Origin of the sequence: Brachybacterium sp. UMB0905, assembly GCF_002871795.1 — a bacterium.
GTDB lineage: Bacteria > Actinomycetota > Actinomycetes > Actinomycetales > Dermabacteraceae > Brachybacterium.
Genome location: NZ_PNHL01000004.1, coordinates 230,964 through 249,537, shown reverse-complemented (window position 1 = coordinate 249,537; position 18,574 = coordinate 230,964). Strand labels below are relative to the sequence as shown.

Genomic DNA, 18,574 nt, shown 5'->3' with positions numbered 1-18,574 from the left:
GGGCGATTGTCCAGAGGACGACACACAGGTTCACATGTCGATACGCACCCGTGACCGCCCGTGTGAGCGGGGACCTCGCCGCCCGGCCCGCGGGGGCGGACCGGGCGGGAGTGCTCAGTTCTTGCCGTAGAACCCCTGGTAGACGGCGTCGAAGGGGGCGTTCCCGCCCTGACGGTGGGCGATAGAGCTGTCCACGACGGCCTTAGCGGTGCGGGCGGCCTCGAGCGGGGTGGCGCCCTTGGCGAGCTCGGCGGTGACTGCGGCGGCGAGCGTGCAGCCGGCGCCGGACACGCGCTCCTGACCCACCTTGGGGCTGCGCAGCTCGACGGTCTGCTCACCGTCGTAGAACACGTCCACCGCATCCTCGCCCTCGAGCACCACCCCGCCCTTGGCGAGCACACTCACGCCGTAGGTGTCGTGGATGCGCTTCGCCGCCTCGGTGAGGTCCTCGACGGAATCGATCTTCTCCATCCCGGACAGGGCCAGGGACTCGAAGTGGTTGGGGGTCACGAACGTCGCCAGCGGCAGGATCTGCTGCTTGAGCGCGTTGTCGGTGTCCAGCGCGGCGCCGGGCTCCTGGCCCTTGCAGATCAGCACCGGGTCCAGCACCACGTGGCGGAAGGAGCGCTCGGCGAGCGCCGTCGCGACCGCGTCGATGGTGGCGGGGGTGCCCAGCATGCCGATCTTCACGGTGTCGATGTCATGCACGGCGGTGGTGGCTTCGATCTGGTCGGCGATGACCTGCGGCTCCACCGGGACGAAGCGGTGGCCCCAGTTGTTCTTGGGGTCGAAGGAGACGATGCAGGTCAGCGCCACAGTGCCGAAGGTGCCCAGCTGCTGGAAGGTCTTCAGGTCGGTCTGTGCACCGGCTCCTCCGGAGGCCTCGGAACCAGCGATGGACAGGGCGACGGGGATCATGGGTGCCTTTCATGTGATGCCGACGGGGCCGACGCACGCGCAGCGGCGCGCGAATCGTCCCGTCGGGCGGGTGTGATGGTTGGCTGCCGCGCGCTCCCAGGTCCCGCGGGCATTCCGCGGGGCCGTCGCAGCGGCCGGCCGCGCGCTCCCAGGGCGGGAGGCATCTCCCGGTGTCCGTCGCGCTGGCCGATGGGGCCGCGCGCTCCCAGGACGATGACCACGGGGGTCCGCCCGTCGCAGCGGCCGAACCTTGATCGTATCGCCTCCGGTACAGTGCCGGGCGTGCTGACGCCGGACGAGTCGTCGGGGCCCGCCGCCCCCTCCCCCATCGCGCCGCGGCGCACCGGGCTGCGGGAGCGCACCGGGGCGCTGCTGGCCGAGCATGCCGGGCCCACCATGAAGTTCCTCATCGTGGGCGGGACGGTGTTCTTGCTGGATGCGGCGCTGTACAACCTGCTGGTGTTCTGGAACCCGGCGACCGGCTGGGGGCAGGGGCTGCTGCACGGCCATCCGCTCACGGCGAAGGTCCTCACCATCGCTCTCGCCTCGTGCCTGACGTACCTGGGGAATCGGCTGTGGACCTTCGGGGATCGGCCGCGGCCAGACACGCGGCGCTCGGTGGTCCTGTTCGTGCTGGTGAACATCATCGCGGCGGGGCTGCAGCTGGCGTGTCTGGGTTTCTCCCGCTACGTGCTGGGGCTGGACTCCCCGCTCGCGGACAACATCTCCGGCACGCTGATCGGGCAGATCGTCTCCACCTCGTTCCGCTACGTCACCTACGGGCGCTGGGTGTTCCCGCGTGCGCAGGCCCCGGCGTCGGCCTGCGGACAGTCCAGCCCCCGGGCCGACGTATCTCCCCGGTAGCCCTGCGACCCGTCGGCCCCGCGATCGCGGAGTGAGAGGCTGGGGTCATGGACGTCACCGGACCTTGGATCCGCACCGCTGCCGCGGCCGGGCTGCTGCGCGACGGCGTGCCCCTGCCCACCGTGTTCGCCCGCATCTCGGCTCTGGCCGCCCGAACGGGAGCACTGAACCTGGGGCAGGGATTCCCCGACGATGCCCCACCCGGGATCGTCGCCGACGCCGCGGTGGCTGCGATCCGCGAGGGTCGCAATCAGTACCCGCCAGGGGCTGGGGAGCCGACTCTGCGCGAGGCGATCGCGGCTCACCAGGCGGCGTGGTACAGCCTGGACTGGGATCCGCAGAACGAGGTGATGGTCTCCACGGGGGCCACCGAAGCGCTCGCCGCGGCGCTCCTGGCCTTCGTGGAGCCCGGTGATGAGGTGATCACCCTGGAGCCGTTCTACGACCAGTACGCCGCGCTCATCGGCCTCACCGGCGCCACGCATCGCACCGTGCCGCTCGCGGCGACGACCGATCCGGCCAGCGGTGATCTGCTGCTGCGCGTCGATGAACAGCAGCTGCGGGCCGCATTCTCAGACCGCACCCGGGTGGTGCTGGTCAATACACCGCACAACCCCACCGGCATCCTGCTCGAGGAGGACACCCAGCGAGCGATCGTCGAGGAGGCGGTTCGGCACGATGCGCTGATCGTCACCGACGAGGTGTATGAGCATCTCACCTTCGAGGCCCCGCACCGCCCGATCGCGGCGCTGCCGGGGGCGCGGGAACGCACGGTCTCGATCTCCTCGGCCGGCAAGACCTTCTCGGTGACCGGCTGGAAGATCGGCTGGGCCACCGCCCCTGCCCAGCTGGTGCGCGCGATGACGAGTGTGAAGCAATGGCTGACCTACAGCTCCGGCGCCCCCTTCCAGCCCGCCGTCGCCGCGGGGCTGGGCATGGATCAGGCGGCTTTCGCCGAACTCGCAGAAGGGTTGCGCGCACGCCGCGACCTCCTCACCACGGGGCTGCGGGAGATCGGCTTCCAGGTGGCTGTCCCGGCGGCCGGCTACTTCACCGTGGCCGACGCCGCACCCCTGGGGGAACCCGCGGCCGACGATCTGGCGGAGCGTCTGCCCCATGAGGCCGGGGTCGCAGCGATCCCCTTGACCGCCTTCCACCGCAGCCCATCAGCTGCCGACGGCTCCGCCTCGCGCCTGCGCTTCGCCTTCTGCAAGTCCCGCTCCACGATCGAGCAGGCACTTGAGCGGCTGGACGCCTGGGCGGCAGTGCGGCGGTGAGCACGGGGCGGGGCGGCGGCCACCTCGGACCACCGCCCCATCACGCCGATCAGCCAGTGCTGATCAGACCTGCACCCACACGTCCTCGCCGCCGAAGTTGAACAGCACCCGCACCGAGATCATGCCGTCCTTCGTGTGATCGACGGGCACGATGGCCGCCTCCTCCCAGGAGCCATTGCCGCCGTCATACAGCGTCCCGACATCGATGGAGCTGTTCTCGGTGAGCGCACCGCCGAAGGTGAAGGAGTTGCCCTTGCCGGAGACGTACTCGATGGAGAGCCCCAGCGCCGGCGAGAAGGACTCCGGACCCGAATACGTCACGGTGATAGGGACGAGGATGTAGGTCTCCCCATCTCCCGGCTTCTCGTTGAACTCACTGGCCTTCATCACGGCGTCGGTGGCGTCCCAGTTCACCTCGCCGATCGTGACCTCGACTTTGCCGTCGGCACCGTCATCGAGTGTGAAGGTGTCCCCGACGCCGTAGGGGTTGTCGCGGGTGCCCTCGCCGCCGGAACCGCCGCCGGTCGGCTTCTCGTCGGCCGGTTCGGAGGAGTCCTCCTCCGCTGGTTCGCTGCTCTCGTCCTCGGCCGGCTCCGAGGACTCCTCCTCGGCCGGCTCCGAGGACTCCTCCTGGGCAGGCTCGCTGCTCGCCTCGCTCTGGGTGGCGCGACCGGAGGTGTCATCACCGCCGCGGGTGAACAGGAAGATCCCGCCGCCCACCAGGACCAGCAGTAGCGCGAGCACCGCGCAGCCGATGCACACGAAGATCGGCAGCTTGCTGCTCTTCTTCGGTGGCTGACTGAAGGTGGAGTCGGCGCCGTAGCCCGCTGCGAAGGCGGCATCCTGACCGTACCCGGAGTTCGCCGATCCCGGTCCGAAGCCCGAGGACGGGGAGGGCGCGCCGTAGCCCTGCTGGCCATAGCCCTGCTGGCCGTAATCCTGCTGGCCGTACCCGGCGTTCGCTGAACCCTGGCCATATCCGGCATTGGGCGAGCCCGCGCCGTAACCCTGCTGGCCGTAATCCTGCTGGCCGTAATCCTGCTGGCCGTACCCGTCGGCCCCCTGGGCACCATAGGCGTCACCCGAGGGTGGCTGACCCCATCCATTCTGCGGCGGCTGCGACATGTTCTCATCCGACACCCGGGTGGTGCCGACCCCTTTCTCTGGCAGAACCCTGACGGAGATGACCGCCGACGGTGCAGGTCACCTCACATGATCATACCTCTTGTGCGACACATGTTCAGTGCCGCACAGCCCCGTGCACGGCCCCGATCCGGGGACGGCGCAGCGCGAATTTCCCCACGGCTCACGAGCGCCGGGTGAACCGCTCCTCGTGGAAGGTCCGGCCGGCTCCGCGCTCGGCGGCGCCGGAGGCGTCCAGGTGCGGGGTGATGCCGCCGCGGTGGCGCGGGAATCCGGCGCCCAGAATCAGGGCGAGGTCCACCTGCTCCGGCTGCTCCACCACACCGGCATCGAGCATCAGCGCGATCTCCTCGGCGAGGCCTTCGCGGACGCGATCGGCGAGCGCCTCCCAGATGCTGGGCGCCGTGGCGGGCCGCTCAGGGTTCGCGGCGGTGAACACCTCGGCGACGGTGGGCGAGACGGGCGGGTGCACGGTGGTCTTCGCCTTCTCGGTGAAGCGGGCCTTCCGCTCGACCATCGCGGCGAGGCCCGGGGAGGCGTGGAAACGGTCGCCGAGCTCCGCGACGAGGACCTGGCCCACATGGTCGGCGACGGCGAGACCCACCAGGTCCAGCAGTGCGAAAGGCCGCATCGGCAGGCCAATCGAGTCCAGGGAAGCATCCACCTCCGACGGGTCGGCGCCGGCGTCCACAGCCGCGAGCACCTCGCCGAGCACACGGAACAGCAGGCGGTTCACCACGAAACCGGGAGCATCGGCGCACTGGACGGCGAACTTGCGCAGGCGCCGCACCACCTCGAGGCCCGTGGCGAGGGTCGACTCATTCGTCGCCTCGGTGTGGATCACCTCCACCAGCGGCATCTTCTCCACGGGGTTGAAGAAGTGCAGACCCACCACCCGCTCGGGATGCTCAAGGTCCTCGGCCATCGCCGCGACCGACAGCGACGAGGTGTTGGTGACCAGCAGCGCCTGCTCGTCCAGGACGCTCTCGAGCTCGGCGAACACGGACTTCTTGATCGCGAGCACCTCGGGGACCGCTTCGATGACGAGGTCGCAGCCGGTGAGGTCCTGCAGATCGGTGGTGGCCGAGAGGTTCTCGGCCACGCGGCGGGCGGTGTCCTCGTCGATCCGGCCGCGCTGGGCGGCGCGCTCGATGACATCGCGGGCAGCGGTGAGGCCCTTCGCGGCGATCTCCTCGTCGAGGTCGCGCATGACCACCGGCACCTGCAGGCCCAGCGCCAGCTGAGCAGCGATCTGGGAGGCCATGAGGCCAGCACCGGCCACGCCCACCTTCCGGATCTCGCGCGCACCATCGACGGGGGTGCGGCCGGGCTTGCCGCGGCGCAGCATCTCCGCGGCGTACAGGGAGGCTGCGGCGGCATCGGTGCGCACGAGCTCCCCGAGCGCCGCACCTTCGCGGGCCAGGGCGTCCTCGAGGGTGGAGCCGGGCAGCTGCCCCAGCAGCTCGACGGCACGGGCCACGGCCGGGGCGCCGGCAGCGGCGAGGCGCTGGGCCCACTCGCGGCGGGACTCAGCAGGACCGTGGGCGGCATCCAGGGCATCGCGCAGCGCATCGGCCTCGGGGCCGGCGGCATCGGGCAGCGGGTGGGTGCGGCCCGCCCAGGCGCCCGCCACGGCGGGATCCACCACGTCCCCGTCGGTGTCCTCGACATCCGCATGCGCGGCGATGAGGGCCGCGAACTGGTTTAGCGCCTCCGCAAGGTCCGCCGCAGGAGCGTCCACGAGGCCGATCTCGAGGGCCTGCTCGGCGCTCAGCTGTCGGTCGCGGGCAGGGTCCTCGAGGATCATGCGCACCGCAGTCTCGGGGTCGACCACGGACTGCAGCAGCGTGGTGCCGCCCCAGCCGGGCAGGATCCCCAGGCCCGTCTCCGGCAGCCCGATGCCGCGCACGCCGGGAGCGGCGGTGCGGACGTCGGCCATGAGCGCCACTTCGAGGCCGCCGCCGAGCGCTGCGCCGTTGAGGTGTGCGAGCACGGGCACGGGGCTCGTGCGTACGCGGATCTGCAGGTCATGGGCGACGCGGGTCATCTCCTCGACGTGGTTCACGGCGGTGGGGTCGGCGAACATCGACAGGTCTGCGCCGGCGAGGAACACCTTCCCGGTGCCGGTCAGGGCGATCGCGGCGATGTCCCCGGCTTCGGCGCGGTCCAGCGCGGTGGAAATCGCGCCGGTCACGGCCTGGATGGAGCGCGGGCCCAGGGTCGCGGGGCGGCGCTCCTGCCCTTCCGGCGGGGCGAAGGTCAGCACGGCCACGGCGCCGAGGCCCGGATGCTCGCGATCCTCGGTGAGAACTCGGGTGACGTGCTCGATGTAGCTGGTCATGGCGGCCTTCCGTGGTCTCTCCGTCGAGGGCGGGGTGCAGAAAGAATGCCTGATACCCCGGGTTTCATATAGATCATGCCGCAGGGGCCCGGGGGCTGTCCACCGCGGCCGGAGGGCTGGGCGACGGCTGGGACCGGGTACGGGCGGAGGGCCCGCGGCGCGGAAACGGCCGTGCACCTGGCGGGATGCTCACACTCACGGGGCAGGCCCGGCGTGGACGGGCCGTCTGCGGGCGGTGCGGGAGCCCTCGCGGGCTGCTCAGTCGGCCGCGTAGTAGAGGCGCTCGCCGTTATAGGTCTCCACTGCCAGCAGGAAGGAGTCGAGCTCCTCCGTCGGCACCATGAAGACGCTGCGGAACGTAGCGCTCTCGCCGCTGGAGAGGGCGTCCACCTGCCGCATCGGATCATCGACGAGCCCTTCGGCGATATCCGGGTAGTAGCGGCGGGCCGATTCGGCGGTCGGCCACAACTCCTCGACGGGCGCGAGGCGGGTCGGCCCGTCGTACCGCACCTCATAGGTGGCGATGACCAGCTGATACCCGTCGGCCACGAGGTCCTCCGCGCCGGGCAGCTGCGCATCGGTGTCCACCTCACGGGCGGTGACCGACAGGGTGCCGCTGGTCCACACCTCCCAGGCGAAGGTGTGCTCCCCCACCACGGCCGGGTCATCGGGATCGGTGCCGATCGCGATCTTCTCCCCCTCAGCGTCAGTGACGGTGCCGGGTTCCTTCTCCTGCTCGGTGGGGGTGGCCGACGGGGTGGCGCGCGGGCTCGCCGGCGGGATGCTCGGGGAGGCGGAGGAGGTGGCAGGGGCTGGTGGTGCCAGGGCGGTGCGGACAGTGCCGGTGACCATCGCGACTACGAGCACGACGACCACGGCCTGTACGGCGACGATGCCCAGGATCGCCCAGGCTGGGAGATTGCCACGCCACCGGCCGCGACGGCGCGGGCCGTCCTGCAGGTCCGGGTCATCGAGGCCGCGCGGGATGCGGTGACCCTCGGGGCCGGGGCTTGGCGCGCCCGGGAGCGGGAGCGACGCGGCGGCACGGGCGTCGGTGGCTGCACTGCCGGAGGTTGCGCTAACGGGGACGGTGCTGCCGGGCGCTGCGCTGCCGCGGACTGCAGTATCGGCGCTGGTCACACCAGGAATGTCGTGCTCGCCGAAGTTCGGGAGGGTGGGACTGCGTAGCGCCTCAGGGTCCAGGGGGACGGCGTCGATCACCTCGGGGTCCTCGGGCGCGCCCTCCTGCGCGCCCGAGTCCCCGTCGGCCTGCGCCCGCTGGTTCGTCACGACGTCGAGCATAGGGCCGGGCGAGCCGCTACGGTCATGCCATGGATGAGTGCGCACGGTGGCCACAGGAACTGCAGGACGTGGATCGCAGCGATGAGGAGCTGCGGTGCTGGGTGGCCGAGCGGGTGCGGCGCCTGGAGGCCGATGGGCGGCGCAGCGCGGATACGCATCTGCTGCCGCTGCAGCTGCCCGCCGAGTGGGGCATCCAGCTGTACCTCAAGGATGAATCCACGCACTTCTCCGGCAGCCTGAAGCATCGCCTGGCCCGCTCGCTGTTCCTGTATCACCTGGTCAACGGGCATCTGCGGCCAGGGATGCCCGTGATCGAGGCCTCCAGCGGCTCCACGGCTGTCAGCGAAGCGCATGTGGCACGCCAGCTGGATATCCCCTTCGTGGCCGTGGTGCCGCACGGCACGAGTGCCCGCAAGATCGCGCTCATCGAAGCGGCGGGCGGGACCTGTCACCAGGTGGACGGCGCAGCAGGACTGGGTCGCGAGGCGCAGCGCCTGGCCGATGAATGCGGCGGCCTGTTCGTGGACCAGTTCACCTACGCCGAGCGCGCCACCGACTGGCGGGGCAACAACTCGATCGCCGTCAGTGCATTCGCGCAGCTGGCCCTCGAGCCGCATCCGGTGCCGCGCTGGGTGGTGGTGGGCGCCGGGACCGGCGGGACCAGTGCCACCTTCGGGCGCTACCTGCGGTATCTGCGGCTGCCCACAGGCCTGTGCGTTGCGGACGTGGAGAACTCGGCGTTCTTCGACGGCTGGGTGCAGGACGATCCGGGCGTGACCACGAGCTGCGGCTCGCGGATCGAAGGGATCGGGCGACCGCAGGTGGAGCCGAGCTTCGTGCCCGGTGTGGTGGACCGCATGATCCGCGTGCCCGATGCCGCCTCGGTGGCCGGTGCGCGCTACCTCTCGCAGGTGCTGGGCCGCCGCGTGGGCGCCTCGACCGGCACGAATCTCATCGCGTGCGCGCAGCTGATCACGCAGATGCGCGAACGGGGGGAGGAAGGCTCGCTGCTCACACTGCTGTGCGACCCCGGAGACCGCTACACCGACACCTACTTCGACGACGCCTGGGTCGCTGCGCAGGGCTGGGAGCTGGGGCCATGGCTCGAGGCGCTTGAGGGGATGCTGCCGCTGCAGGGCGGGTGAGGGCAGGACCGGCGGCGTGATGTCGATCCGTGGCGCAGTACGGCGTGGGATTCCACAGACGGCACGCAAACGACCGACCGCGCGCATAGTGCAGCTGGCCGGCCGTCTGCGTGTCTTTCATGGAATCGACTACGGCCGGCGCAGCTCCCAGGCGGCGTCGACCTGCCCACGCACGAGCACGATGTCTCCGCTTCTCGGGTGGAAGCGACGGGTCGCAGCGGTGCTCTCCTGCTCAAGCACCTCGAGCAGGCCACCGTCCAGAAGGATCGTGGCCGGCCCCTGGGCGGCGAGCAGCTCCTGCTCCTCCCCATCGGCTCGGCGCAGCACCACGTGAGCGGGTCCGGTGACACGGACCTCGGCCCGGAACGGGGCAGGAATCTGGAGTCCAGTCTCGCTTGGTTCCAGCGAATCACCGCGCAGCACCGCGAGTTCCGGGGCGGGATCCATGAGCAGGGTGTCACCACGCAGCCGGAGCACGCGCGGAGAGGTGAGGGTGCCGGCCCAGCCCTGGGCGTCTGTCTGCTCCTGAGTCCGTTCAGCCTCTTCCCACGCCCAGCCCCACAGCAGGGCCCGGCCGTTGTCCGCCACGGCCTGCGGAGCATAGAAGTCTGGCCCCAGCTCGGCGCGTCCGCCCCCGGAGGGGATGAACCGCGGGGTTCCGTCGTCGGTCGTGACCAAGTCGCCCACCAGATGATTCACCTGGACCGGGCCTTCGTCGCCGTTCTCCCGGTGGCGCCACAGGCTCAGCAGCAGCACCCACCGCTCCCCCACCTTGACCAGCTGGGGGCATTCCCACAGGTCGGCCGGGGCGTGCTCCTGCGCGACCGGGTCATCACCGTGCAGCAGGGTTCCCACGAGGCGCCAGTCCTCGAGATCCTCCGCGTCGTACAGCAGCAGGGTGGCGACGAAGCCGCCGCCTTCGCGCACTCCCGCACCCTGCACCGCCCAGCGTCGGCCATCGTGCTCGAAGAGGAAGGGATCGCGCACCCCGATCAGGCCTTCCACCTCCGGAATCTCTGCGACCACGCGGCCAGGATCGATGAGCTCCGCGGCCGACGGATCCGTGCGAGCCACGATCACCCGCGAGAACTGGTTGTTCGCTCCGTCCACACCGGAGTAGACGAGGGTGGGGGTATCACCGTCCATGAGACCCACGCCGCTCCAACAGCCGTCCTGGTCCGCTTCACCGGGCCGGGGCACCGGGCCCAGCGGCTCCTGGCGCCAGGTGACCATGTCCGGGGACGACATGTGCCCCCAGTGGATCCTCTCGTGGCGGGCCGAGTGCGGGTTGAACTGGAAGTACACGTGCCAGCGCCCGTCAGCGCTGCGCAGGATGCCGTTGGGGTCGTTGAGCCAGCCGCGCGGGTGCACCCGGTGCAGAGCGGGGAAAGCGATGTCGGTTGTCATGGAGCAGTTCTCCTGGGTCATCGGGACGGTTCAAGGGAGGGGGCGGTCACTTGGACGATCCGGCGGTGAGGCCGTCTCGCAGGTATTGCTGGCCGAAGAGGAAGACCACCACAGCGGGGATCATCGAGAGGATCACACCGGCCAGGACGATCGAGATCGATCCGGTCCCGAGGTTGCCCTGGAGGGTCACCAGGCCCAGCGGGAGCGTGTAGTTCTGCTCGGAGATCATGAAGATGAGGGGCCGGAAGAACTCGTTCCAATGGAAGTTGAAGGCGAGGACGCCGACGATCGCCATCCCGGGTAGCGCCAGAGGCGCGTAGATCGAGAAGAAGGTGCGCCACGGGCTGGCGCCGTCGATCGCAGCCGCCTCACCGAGCTCGAGCGGCAGCCCCAGAAAGTACTGGCGCATGAGGAATGTGCCGAAGGCGGTGGGGATCGCGGGCAGGATGAGCGCGAGCAGCGTGTCCGACAGCCCGATGCCTCGGATCAGCATGAACACCGGCACGATGGTCACCTGTGCCGGGACCATCATGGTGGACAGCACGATCGAAAACAGCAGATTCTTGCCTCGGAACTCCATGCGGGCGAAGACATACCCGGCCATCGCGGCGGTGATCATCTGGCCTGCGGCGATGAGCGCCGTGACCAGTCCGCTGTTGAGCACGAGCAGAGGGACCTTGATCTGCTCGAAGACCGCCGCGTAGCTCGAGAAGTCCGGGGACAGCGGGAAGAAGCTCGGCGGCAGATTGAAGGACTCTGCGGCCGGACGGAGCGAGGTGGTGAAGGTCCACCACACCGGCCCGAGGGTGAGCACGGCGGCCACCAGCAGCACGGCGTACTTGGCGAGAGACGGGAGTCGGGATTGCATCACAGGTCCTTCCGGAGGTGCACGGGGGTGCTCGCTGAGGCGGTCAGGCGACTCACTGGTAGAACACGAATCGGCGGGCGAGGCGGAACTGCGCGGCGGTGACCAGCATGATCAGGACCATGAGGATCAGCCCGATAGCACTCGCCCGGCCGAACTCGAGCTGCCGGAAGGCGCTCTCGTAGATCACCATGACAACGGTGCGGGTGGAGTCGCCGGGGCCGCCGCGGGTGAGGACGTACGGCTGATCGAAGACCTGGAGGGCCGAGATGATCGCCATGACCGAGGCGACCAGCAGGGTAGGGCTCACCAGCGGCAAGGTCAGGTGGAAGAAGCGCCGCGGGCCCGTGGCGCCGTCGAGATCACCGGCTTCATAGACCTCGGTGGGAATGGCGCCGAGCCCTCCGATGAACAGCAGGAAAGAGAATCCGAAGTTCTGCCACACGTAGACGCAGATGACCACGACCATGGCCCACTGTGGGCTGGTCAGCCATGGGACGGCGGGGATGTTCACGAGGGACAGCGCCCAGTTGACCACCCCGTAGCTCTCGTTGAAGAGGTACTTCATGAGGATGGAGACGCTCGCAGCGGAGAGCACCAGCGGGAAGAAGAAAGTGGAGCGGAAGAAGACCCTCAGCCATCCCGGCATCGAGGATTGCACCAGGACGGCCAGCAGCATGGCGACGCAGAGCTGTGCGATGACCGCCACCACCACGAACACCGCGGTGTTGGCGAAGGACACCGCCACCGTGGAGTCGGTCGCGATCTCGGCGAAGTTCTGCAGGCCCACGAATTGAGGGGAGGTGATGATGTCCCAGCGGAAGAATGCCAGCACGAGGGACCCGAGGATCGGCACCACCACGAACAGTCCGATGCCGAGCATCGTCGGGGCGAGGAACAGCCAGCGCAGGACGACGGAGCTGCGGTCCTTGTTCATCGGATCTCCTCCTGGGCGAGGACCTCGCGGAGGTCACGGTCGAGGGCTTGCAGAGAGCGCTGCACTTGGTCCGGGCCGCCGGAGAGCGCCGTGGAGACGTGCCGGATGAGCGCGGTCTCGACGGCGGCCTGCTGGGGCGGGGCCGGGATCGGGCCGGTTGTCGGGAAGCGGTCGAGGGTGTCGTAGAAGCGCGACCAGTTCTCCGGCCCGATCTGGGTGTAGAAGTTGTCGTTCACCATCGAGCGGCGGGTGGGGGTGGTGGCCGGAGTGGGGAACGCCAGCTCCATCGCCTGTTTGCTGGCGCTGAACTTGATCCATTCCCACGCCTGGTCCGCCCTGCTGGTGGTCCTCATGACCGCGTAGCCCGCGGCGCCGAACTGGTGACGCTGCGTGCGCCATTTCGGGAAGAACTGGACGTCGTACTGCTCGGGCGACATGCCTCCCTCACTCAGTCCCTGAACCCAGTAGCCGCCGGCCGGGGTCGTGCCGATGCGGCCGGAGGCGAATAGGCCGACCAGGGTGTTCCCGCCGCCTTCCTCAGGACGCACCGCGAGCCCTTCCTGCACCAGGCCCCGCAGATGCTCGAAGCTCTCGTGGACCCTCTCGTCGGCGGCGTTCGATCCGGCCCAGAGGTATCCGCCTGATCGCTCCTCGCCGGGGTAGAAGGTGGACCAGAACTCCTGGGCACCATCGGCCTTCTCCTCGGTGAGGAAGGAGGTGTCGTTGACGTAGAGCCAGGGGACGATCCCGCCGAAGAGGCGGTTGGTCCAGTAGTAGGGGGTGGAGTCGCCGTGCATGCCGCGCAGGAGCTCGGTGAAGTCGTCCTTCGTCCAGTCCTCGCCCGGCATTTCGAGGCCGTTGCGCTCGAGGACGTCGAGGTTGAGGTACATGTTGGCGGCGTTGAAGTCCAAAGGGAGCTGGTACAGCGAGCCCTTGTACATGAACGCCTCGATGAGGCTGGGGTGCACGTCGTCGAAGTAGTCGTGCATCTGGTCGGCATCACGAGCGATGTAGTCGTCCAGGGGCAGCGCCAGGCGCTCCGCGAAGAGCTGCGCACCCTCGGTCGCGGTGTAGACCACGTCCGGCTGGGTACCGGACGCCACCATGGTGAGGATCTTGGCGAAAAAGTCTCCCCAGTCGGTGGCCTGCACGGACTGGATGAGCACGGGGATGTCCGGGTGCTCCTCCATGAAGGCGTCGGCGATGACCTGGCGACCGGCGGCATCCTGTGCGGTACCGAGGATGAGGATGGTCAGGGCGTCCTCTCCGCGGCCCGGGATGTCCCTCCCGGTGAGACGCGGCCACGCGGCTGCGGCCCCGGCGATGCCGGTGAGGCCAGCGGCGCCGAGCAGTGCGCGGCGGGTGATGGTGGATCGACGTGCCATGCGGTCCTCTTCGTCGAGTGCGGGCGTTCGGCTCGGGTATCGCACCAGGTCGATCTGGTGCGCTCCGACTCCGACTTTCACACGTGTCTAGGTCGTGTGCCGTCAGTATGCGCCCGGGCTTTCACACGTGTCAAGGCTTGGCGGAGAGGCCCAGCGGACGACGGGAGACGCGGGGGGCCGGCGCGCGGAGCCGGCACGGCGCCGTGCCGCCGGCCTCAGCTCCCTGACGGGCCAGCGACCGAGCTGCGTTCGACCAGGGAGCACGCGACCGCGGTGGGCTGTCCCGTCGCCGTTGCTGAATCATCAGATTCAAGCTGCGCGAGCACAGCCGCCATAGCTCGCTCCCCCATCTCCGTATGCGGGAGCGCCATGGTCGTCAGCGCCGGAGTGAGGTACGCGGCGAAGAACTCCTCGTCATCGAACCCGACCACGGAGAGCCCCTCGGGAACCGAGACTCCGCGTGCCGCTGCAGCATGAAGCGCGCCACCGGCCACCCGGTCACGAATGCAGAACACACCGGTGGGCACGTCCTCACCGTCCAGGAGATGCGATGCGGCCCGGTACCCGTCATCCATCTGCCAGCCTGCTGAGAGCACCCGGCCATCCAGCCCGTGCGCGGCGAGCTCGTCGCGGAACCCCTGCTCACGGTCACGGACGGCGACGGAGTCGTCCTCGCCCGAGATCATGGCGATTCTTCGATGCCCGGCCTCGAGCAGGCGCGAGACCGCGCGCCGGGCTGCCCCGTAGTCGTCGGGAATGAACGAGGGCAGGGGCGGACCTGGATCCTCAGGGTTCTCAAGTGCACAGTTCAACAGGACCAGCGGGATACCCGGCGGGATCGAGGGGCGCGGTACCCGCACATGCCCCATCGTCGCGTAGATGAGACCGTCCACCTGACGCTCGGCCAGGAGCCGCGCGGCCTCGGAGACGGACTGCTCCCGCAGGGAGAGGTCCACCGTGATCACCAGATAGTCGGCCCGAGCGGCTTCGAGCGAGGCAGCTCGGGCCATGCGTCCCGCGAAGGGAGATGTGGCGATCTCGTCGGTGATCAGACCGATGGTGCGGGTGCGCCGCTCCCGCAGGGAGATCGCCAGGGCGGAGCGGGTGTACCCGAGCTCATCCGCGGCCGCGAGCACCTTCTCCTGTGTGGCCGTCGAGACTGTCCCGGCCACGCGGCCGTTCAGCACCATCGAGACGGTCGCTCGAGAGACTCCGGCACGCGCGGCGACGTCAGCAGAGGTGGGGCGGCGAGGTGGAGTCACAGCCACAGGGTATGTGGTCCGATGCCCGAGCTCGCGTTCCCCGCTTGAGAGAACAGCTGCGCAGGGACTTGTCCGCAGCCCCCTCCGGGATGCACACCATGGCCCGGCGCGGGTGAGAGCGCGAGAAGTTATCCACAATGGCAAATTCGCCGAAGAACGCAGATCTCGACGACCGTCACCATGCCCGCCCACATCAGCGTCTGCTCGCGCAAGAGGCCTGTGAAGTTCTACTGGCGCATGTGCGTGGACGGCCAGCACCTGGCGCGAGCCATGGAGCGCCTGATGTCGGTCGTCGACCGATTTGATATCAACGAGTACGTGCGCGCCGATTGCGAAGGGCAGTTCCATCAACTACTCATGAAAGCTCAGCGCGGCCCAAAACATCGAGATCGACCACGCACTGAGTTTGGCAACCACCGGGGCTGTGGACAACTGGGGGGTGGCCGAGCTCAGCGCGAATCTTCCCGGAGGCCTGTCGCCAAACCTCCCGAGATATAAGCTATACCTCATGTCCGAGACGTCAGAAGCAGTCCGTGAGCGAGCCGCCGCACTGGCAGAAACCCTCGATCGACTCCTCGAGGACCTGGTGGACCTGCGCGAACAGCAGGGCCTGTCACAGCGCGACGTCGCTGAACGCATGGGGGTTACCCAAAGCGCCGTCTCCCAGTTCGAGCGTTACGACGCCAATCCGACCCTCGCATCGGTGCGGCGATACGCCCTCGCCGTCGGAGCGCGCATCTCCATCGACGTCGCCCCGGACCGGTCTAGCCCCCGCCCGGCCCCACCGGTCGCAACAACACAAGGCTGAGCACACAAGACGGATTCAGCTATGGCCGGGCCTGATTCCATGGACGGCACTCAGTTGACCGGCCGCCTGCATAATGCACGCGGCCGGTCGTGAGAGTCCCCTTCGCGGAAACGACCCCCGAGTAGGCGAGGGCGCACGAGCCGACGCGGACGACCCCAACTGCCTCACGCGAAGGCGCTCACCCCCGTGATCGCGCGGCCCACGATGAGGGCCTGCATCGTCTCGGTGCCCTCATAGGTGTGCAGTGCCTCGATGTCCGCCATATGCCGGGCCACGGAGTTCTGCAGCAGGATCCCGTTGCCGCCCAGCAGGTCACGGGCATCCGCGGCGATCTCGCGAGCACCGCGGGTGCAGAATCCCTTGGCGAGCGAGGCCTGGTCGGCCCGCACCTCCCCGGCCGCCTCGAGCTGTGCGAGACGCAGACATTGCAGCTGCATCGACACGAGCGTCCCGAGCATCCGGGCCAGGCGCACCTGGACATGCTGATGCTTGGCAAGCACCTTCCCGAACTGGACGCGCGCGCCCGCGTACTCCACGGCCGCCTCGAAGCAGGCGAGCGCATGCCCGAGCGCGCCCCAGGACACCCCGGCCCGCGTCGCGTACAGCACCCGGCCGGTGTCCTTGAAGGATCGGGCCCCGGGCAGGCGCGCCGCATCGGGCACCCGCACGCCGTCCAGGCGGATATGCGCCTGGTCTATGGCGCGCAGGGCCGTCTTGCCCACGATCCGCTCAGCCTCATAGCCGGGCAGCGACTGCTCCACGAGGAAACCGGAGACCTGGCCGTGCAGTGCCGCGTCGGCCGGGTCATCCACCCGCGCCCACACCACCGAGACGTGCCCGCCCGCGCCGTTGCCGATCCAGCGCTTCTCCCCGGTGATCACCCAGTCCTCGCCGTCGCGGCGGGCCACGGTCTCCAGGCTTACCGAGTCGGAGCCGTGATCGGGCTCGGTGAGGGCGAAGGCCCCGAACTCACGCCCGGTGACCAGCGGCTCGACCCAGCGCTGCTTCTGCTCCTCCGAGCCCAACAGCACGATCGAGCGCAGTGCGAGGCCAGCCTGCACCCCCACCATCGTGGCGACTGACCCGTCGATGCGAGACAGCTCCATGTTCACCAGCCCCGCCCCGAGCGGGGAGAGCTGGCGGTGCCCCGGGACGTCGAGGCCGTCGGTGAGCAGATCGGCCCCGGCGAGCACCTGCAGCAGCGAGGTGTCGTACTCGTGGCGGTCCCACAGGCCATCGATTCGCTCCATCACCTCAGGGGCGATCGAACGGGCCGCGGCCCAGGCGGCGAGATCATCGCCGCTGACGTCCTGGAACAGCTGGTAGTGGTCGAGCGCCCCGGGCAGCAGCTCGGCGGGAGTGTCCACGACCGGCAGGTGGGAGACGATGCGGCCCTGCGGGAGGGCGCCGACGGGGGTGCCGGCGGGCCGAGAGGCGAGCGGGCGGGCGGAGGCGTCAGCAGCAGAGGCGGCGTCAGCGGCGGCGTCGGAAGCAGAGGCGTCGGCAGACATCAGGACATCCTTTCGATGATGAGGGCCATGCCCTGGCCGCCGCCCACGCAGAGGGTGGCCAGGCCCAGCTGCCCGTCGCGGGCGCGCAGGGAATTGATGAGGGTGGTGGTCATGCGGGCGCCGGTCTGGCCCCAGGGGTGGCCGAGCGCGATCGCACCGCCGTGGACATTGAGCTTCTCGTGGTCGATGCCGAGGTCCGCCACGGTGGGCAGCACCATCGCGGCGAAAGCTTCGTTGAGCTCCACCAGGTCGATGTCGCCGATGCTCATCCCGGCGTTCGCGAGGGCCCGACGGGTCGCCTCCACCGGGCCAAGCCCCATGATCTCGGGGTTCAGCCCGCTCACGCCGGTGGCGACGACGCGGGCCAGCGGCTGGATCCCGAGCTCGCGGGCACGCTCATCGGACATGATCACCAGCGCCGCGGCGCCGTCGTTCAGCGGGCAGGCGTTCCCGGCGGTGACCGTGCCGTCCTCGCGGAACACGGGGTCCAGCGCCGCGACCTTTTCGTAGGTGGTGCCGGGACGCGGCGAATCGTCGGCCGTGATCACCGTGCCATCCGGAAGGGTGACGGGGGTGATGTCGCTTTCGAAGAAGCCGCTGGCGATGGCGCGCTCGGCCCGCTGCTGCGACTGGACGGCGTACTCGTCCTGCTCGCGGCGGGTGATGCCGCGCAGCTCGGCGACGTTCTCGGCGGTCTGCCCCATGGCGATGTACGGGTCCGGCAGGGCGCCGTCCTCAGTGGGATCGGTCCAGGGGGCGGGGATCTCGCGGGTGGCCCGCTTCTCGCTGCGCTCCCACGCGTCCTGGAAGCGGGGGTTGCGGGCGTCCTCGTCGATGATCTTGGCACCGAGCATCGAGATGGACTCGACGCCTGCGGAGATCAGGGTGTGGGCCTCGCCGGAGCGGATGGCATGGAAGGCCATGCGGGTGGTCTGGATGGAGCTCGCGCAGAAGCGGTTCACCGTGGTGGCGGGCGTGGTCGCGAGCCCGGACAGCAGAGCAACCGGGCGAGCGATATTGCCGCCGGTCACGCCCTCCTGCATGCCGACCCCGAGCATGAGGTCCTGCACCTCGGTGCGGTCCAGCGCCGGGACCTGGTCCAGGGCTGCGGTGATCATCTGGGCGGCGAGGTCGTCGGGGCGGAGGGCGGCGAGGCTGCCCTTGCGGGCGCGGCCGATGGGCGAGCGGGCGGCGGCGACGATCACGGCTTCGGGCACGGGGTCTCCTTCGACGACGGTGTCAGCAGACGAGCTCGGGGCGGGTGCCGCAGCACGCCGAGCGGGCGTGCGACGGCCGACGGGATGCTCGGGGCACCCGGGCCGACGGGACCGAGCGTACACGATGAGTGATACTCGCGGTATCGGATAGTTCTGGTGGATGCGGTGCAGATTCCGCAGAGGGTTCGGGCG

At 69.6% G+C, this 18,574-nt stretch carries 15 protein-coding genes; 4 read left to right on the top strand and 11 right to left on the bottom strand.

The window, feature by feature from the left end; all coding sequences use genetic code 11:
• Positions 1–114: 114 nt before the first annotated feature.
• Positions 115–918, bottom strand: a complete 804-nt coding sequence (locus CJ197_RS05575) for a hydroxymethylpyrimidine/phosphomethylpyrimidine kinase (RefSeq protein WP_102235746.1) — start codon at positions 916–918, stop codon at positions 115–117.
• Between the two features lie 282 nt (positions 919–1,200).
• Here CJ197_RS05575 and CJ197_RS05570 point away from each other — a divergent pair, with 282 nt between their 5' ends.
• Together CJ197_RS05570 and CJ197_RS05565 are read left to right on the top strand one after the other, a co-directional pair.
• Positions 1,201–1,782, top strand: coding sequence for a GtrA family protein (locus CJ197_RS05570; RefSeq protein WP_233190658.1), 582 nt, complete (start codon positions 1,201–1,203; stop codon positions 1,780–1,782).
• Between the two features lie 47 nt (positions 1,783–1,829).
• Complete coding sequence (locus tag CJ197_RS05565) at positions 1,830–3,059, top strand: aminotransferase class I/II-fold pyridoxal phosphate-dependent enzyme (protein WP_102235744.1); 1,230 nt, start codon at positions 1,830–1,832, stop codon at positions 3,057–3,059.
• A gap of 63 nt (positions 3,060–3,122) precedes the next feature.
• Here CJ197_RS05565 and CJ197_RS05560 read toward each other — a convergent pair whose 3' ends face one another.
• The 3 genes from CJ197_RS05560 to CJ197_RS05550 form a co-directional block, all read right to left on the bottom strand.
• Positions 3,123–4,184, bottom strand: coding sequence for a hypothetical protein (locus CJ197_RS05560; protein ID WP_102235743.1), 1,062 nt, complete (start codon positions 4,182–4,184; stop codon positions 3,123–3,125).
• Between the two features lie 181 nt (positions 4,185–4,365).
• Positions 4,366–6,543: a 3-hydroxyacyl-CoA dehydrogenase NAD-binding domain-containing protein gene (locus CJ197_RS05555; protein ID WP_102235742.1), complete on the bottom strand. Its 2,178-nt coding sequence runs from the start codon at positions 6,541–6,543 to the stop codon at positions 4,366–4,368.
• 258 nt (positions 6,544–6,801) lie between these two features.
• Positions 6,802–7,833: a hypothetical protein gene (locus tag CJ197_RS05550; RefSeq protein ID WP_146007710.1), complete on the bottom strand. Its 1,032-nt coding sequence runs from the start codon at positions 7,831–7,833 to the stop codon at positions 6,802–6,804.
• Between the two features lie 41 nt (positions 7,834–7,874).
• Here CJ197_RS05550 and CJ197_RS05545 point away from each other — a divergent pair, with 41 nt between their 5' ends.
• Positions 7,875–8,990: a PLP-dependent cysteine synthase family protein gene (locus CJ197_RS05545; protein ID WP_102235740.1), complete on the top strand. Its 1,116-nt coding sequence runs from the start codon at positions 7,875–7,877 to the stop codon at positions 8,988–8,990.
• 129 nt (positions 8,991–9,119) lie between these two features.
• On the opposite strand, the gene CJ197_RS05540 is transcribed toward CJ197_RS05545, so the two are convergent.
• The 5 genes from CJ197_RS05540 to CJ197_RS05520 all read right to left on the bottom strand — a co-directional run bounded on the left by CJ197_RS05540 (position 9,120) and on the right by CJ197_RS05520 (position 14,846).
• A complete protein-coding gene (locus CJ197_RS05540; RefSeq protein ID WP_102235784.1) occupies positions 9,120–10,397 on the bottom strand; it encodes a glycoside hydrolase family 32 protein in 1,278 nt (425 codons plus the stop codon).
• Between the two features lie 46 nt (positions 10,398–10,443).
• Positions 10,444–11,265: a carbohydrate ABC transporter permease gene (locus tag CJ197_RS05535; RefSeq protein ID WP_102235739.1), complete on the bottom strand. Its 822-nt coding sequence runs from the start codon at positions 11,263–11,265 to the stop codon at positions 10,444–10,446.
• A gap of 52 nt (positions 11,266–11,317) precedes the next feature.
• Positions 11,318–12,199: a carbohydrate ABC transporter permease gene (locus tag CJ197_RS05530; RefSeq protein WP_102235738.1), complete on the bottom strand. Its 882-nt coding sequence runs from the start codon at positions 12,197–12,199 to the stop codon at positions 11,318–11,320.
• Entirely contained in the window at positions 12,196–13,584 is a 1,389-nt protein-coding gene (locus CJ197_RS05525) for an extracellular solute-binding protein (RefSeq protein ID WP_102235737.1), read from the bottom strand. Before CJ197_RS05525 ends, CJ197_RS05530 begins: the two co-directional genes overlap by 4 nt.
• 215 nt (positions 13,585–13,799) lie before the next feature.
• Positions 13,800–14,846: a LacI family DNA-binding transcriptional regulator gene (locus CJ197_RS05520; RefSeq protein ID WP_102235783.1), complete on the bottom strand. Its 1,047-nt coding sequence runs from the start codon at positions 14,844–14,846 to the stop codon at positions 13,800–13,802.
• 508 nt (positions 14,847–15,354) lie between these two features.
• On the opposite strand from CJ197_RS05520, the gene CJ197_RS05515 reads away from it, so the two are divergent.
• The gene (locus CJ197_RS05515) at positions 15,355–15,654 is read left to right on the top strand and encodes a helix-turn-helix transcriptional regulator (RefSeq protein ID WP_102235782.1); all 300 of its coding nucleotides are present in this window, start codon (positions 15,355–15,357) and stop codon (positions 15,652–15,654) included.
• Between the two features lie 164 nt (positions 15,655–15,818).
• Here the strand turns inward: CJ197_RS05515 and CJ197_RS05510 are convergent, their stop codons facing one another.
• A complete protein-coding gene (locus tag CJ197_RS05510) occupies positions 15,819–17,165 on the bottom strand; it encodes an acyl-CoA dehydrogenase family protein (protein ID WP_102235736.1) in 1,347 nt (448 codons plus the stop codon).
• Entirely contained in the window at positions 17,165–18,382 is a 1,218-nt protein-coding gene (locus CJ197_RS05505; RefSeq protein WP_102235735.1) for an acetyl-CoA C-acetyltransferase, read from the bottom strand. The genes CJ197_RS05510 and CJ197_RS05505 overlap by 1 nt, the downstream gene beginning before the upstream one ends.
• Positions 18,383–18,574: the final 192 nt, after the last annotated feature.

What these genes read in the sequence shown, in the direction of transcription:
- CJ197_RS05575 (WP_102235746.1), bottom strand. Translation starts at nt 918, where the DNA reads ATGATCCCCGTCGCCCTGTCCATCGCTGGTTCCGAGGCCTCCGGAGGA.
- CJ197_RS05565 (WP_102235744.1), top strand. Translation starts at nt 1,830, where the DNA reads ATGGACGTCACCGGACCTTGGATCCGCACCGCTGCCGCGGCCGGGCTG.
- CJ197_RS05560 (WP_102235743.1), bottom strand. Translation starts at nt 4,184, where the DNA reads ATGTCGCAGCCGCCGCAGAATGGATGGGGTCAGCCACCCTCGGGTGAC.
- CJ197_RS05555 (WP_102235742.1), bottom strand. Translation starts at nt 6,543, where the DNA reads ATGACCAGCTACATCGAGCACGTCACCCGAGTTCTCACCGAGGATCGC.
- CJ197_RS05545 (WP_102235740.1), top strand. Translation starts at nt 7,875, where the DNA reads ATGGATGAGTGCGCACGGTGGCCACAGGAACTGCAGGACGTGGATCGC.
- CJ197_RS05540 (WP_102235784.1), bottom strand. Translation starts at nt 10,397, where the DNA reads ATGACAACCGACATCGCTTTCCCCGCTCTGCACCGGGTGCACCCGCGC.
- CJ197_RS05535 (WP_102235739.1), bottom strand. Translation starts at nt 11,265, where the DNA reads ATGCAATCCCGACTCCCGTCTCTCGCCAAGTACGCCGTGCTGCTGGTG.
- CJ197_RS05530 (WP_102235738.1), bottom strand. Translation starts at nt 12,199, where the DNA reads ATGAACAAGGACCGCAGCTCCGTCGTCCTGCGCTGGCTGTTCCTCGCC.
- CJ197_RS05525 (WP_102235737.1), bottom strand. Translation starts at nt 13,584, where the DNA reads ATGGCACGTCGATCCACCATCACCCGCCGCGCACTGCTCGGCGCCGCT.
- CJ197_RS05515 (WP_102235782.1), top strand. Translation starts at nt 15,355, where the DNA reads ATGTCCGAGACGTCAGAAGCAGTCCGTGAGCGAGCCGCCGCACTGGCA.
- CJ197_RS05510 (WP_102235736.1), bottom strand. Translation starts at nt 17,165, where the DNA reads ATGTCTGCCGACGCCTCTGCTTCCGACGCCGCCGCTGACGCCGCCTCT.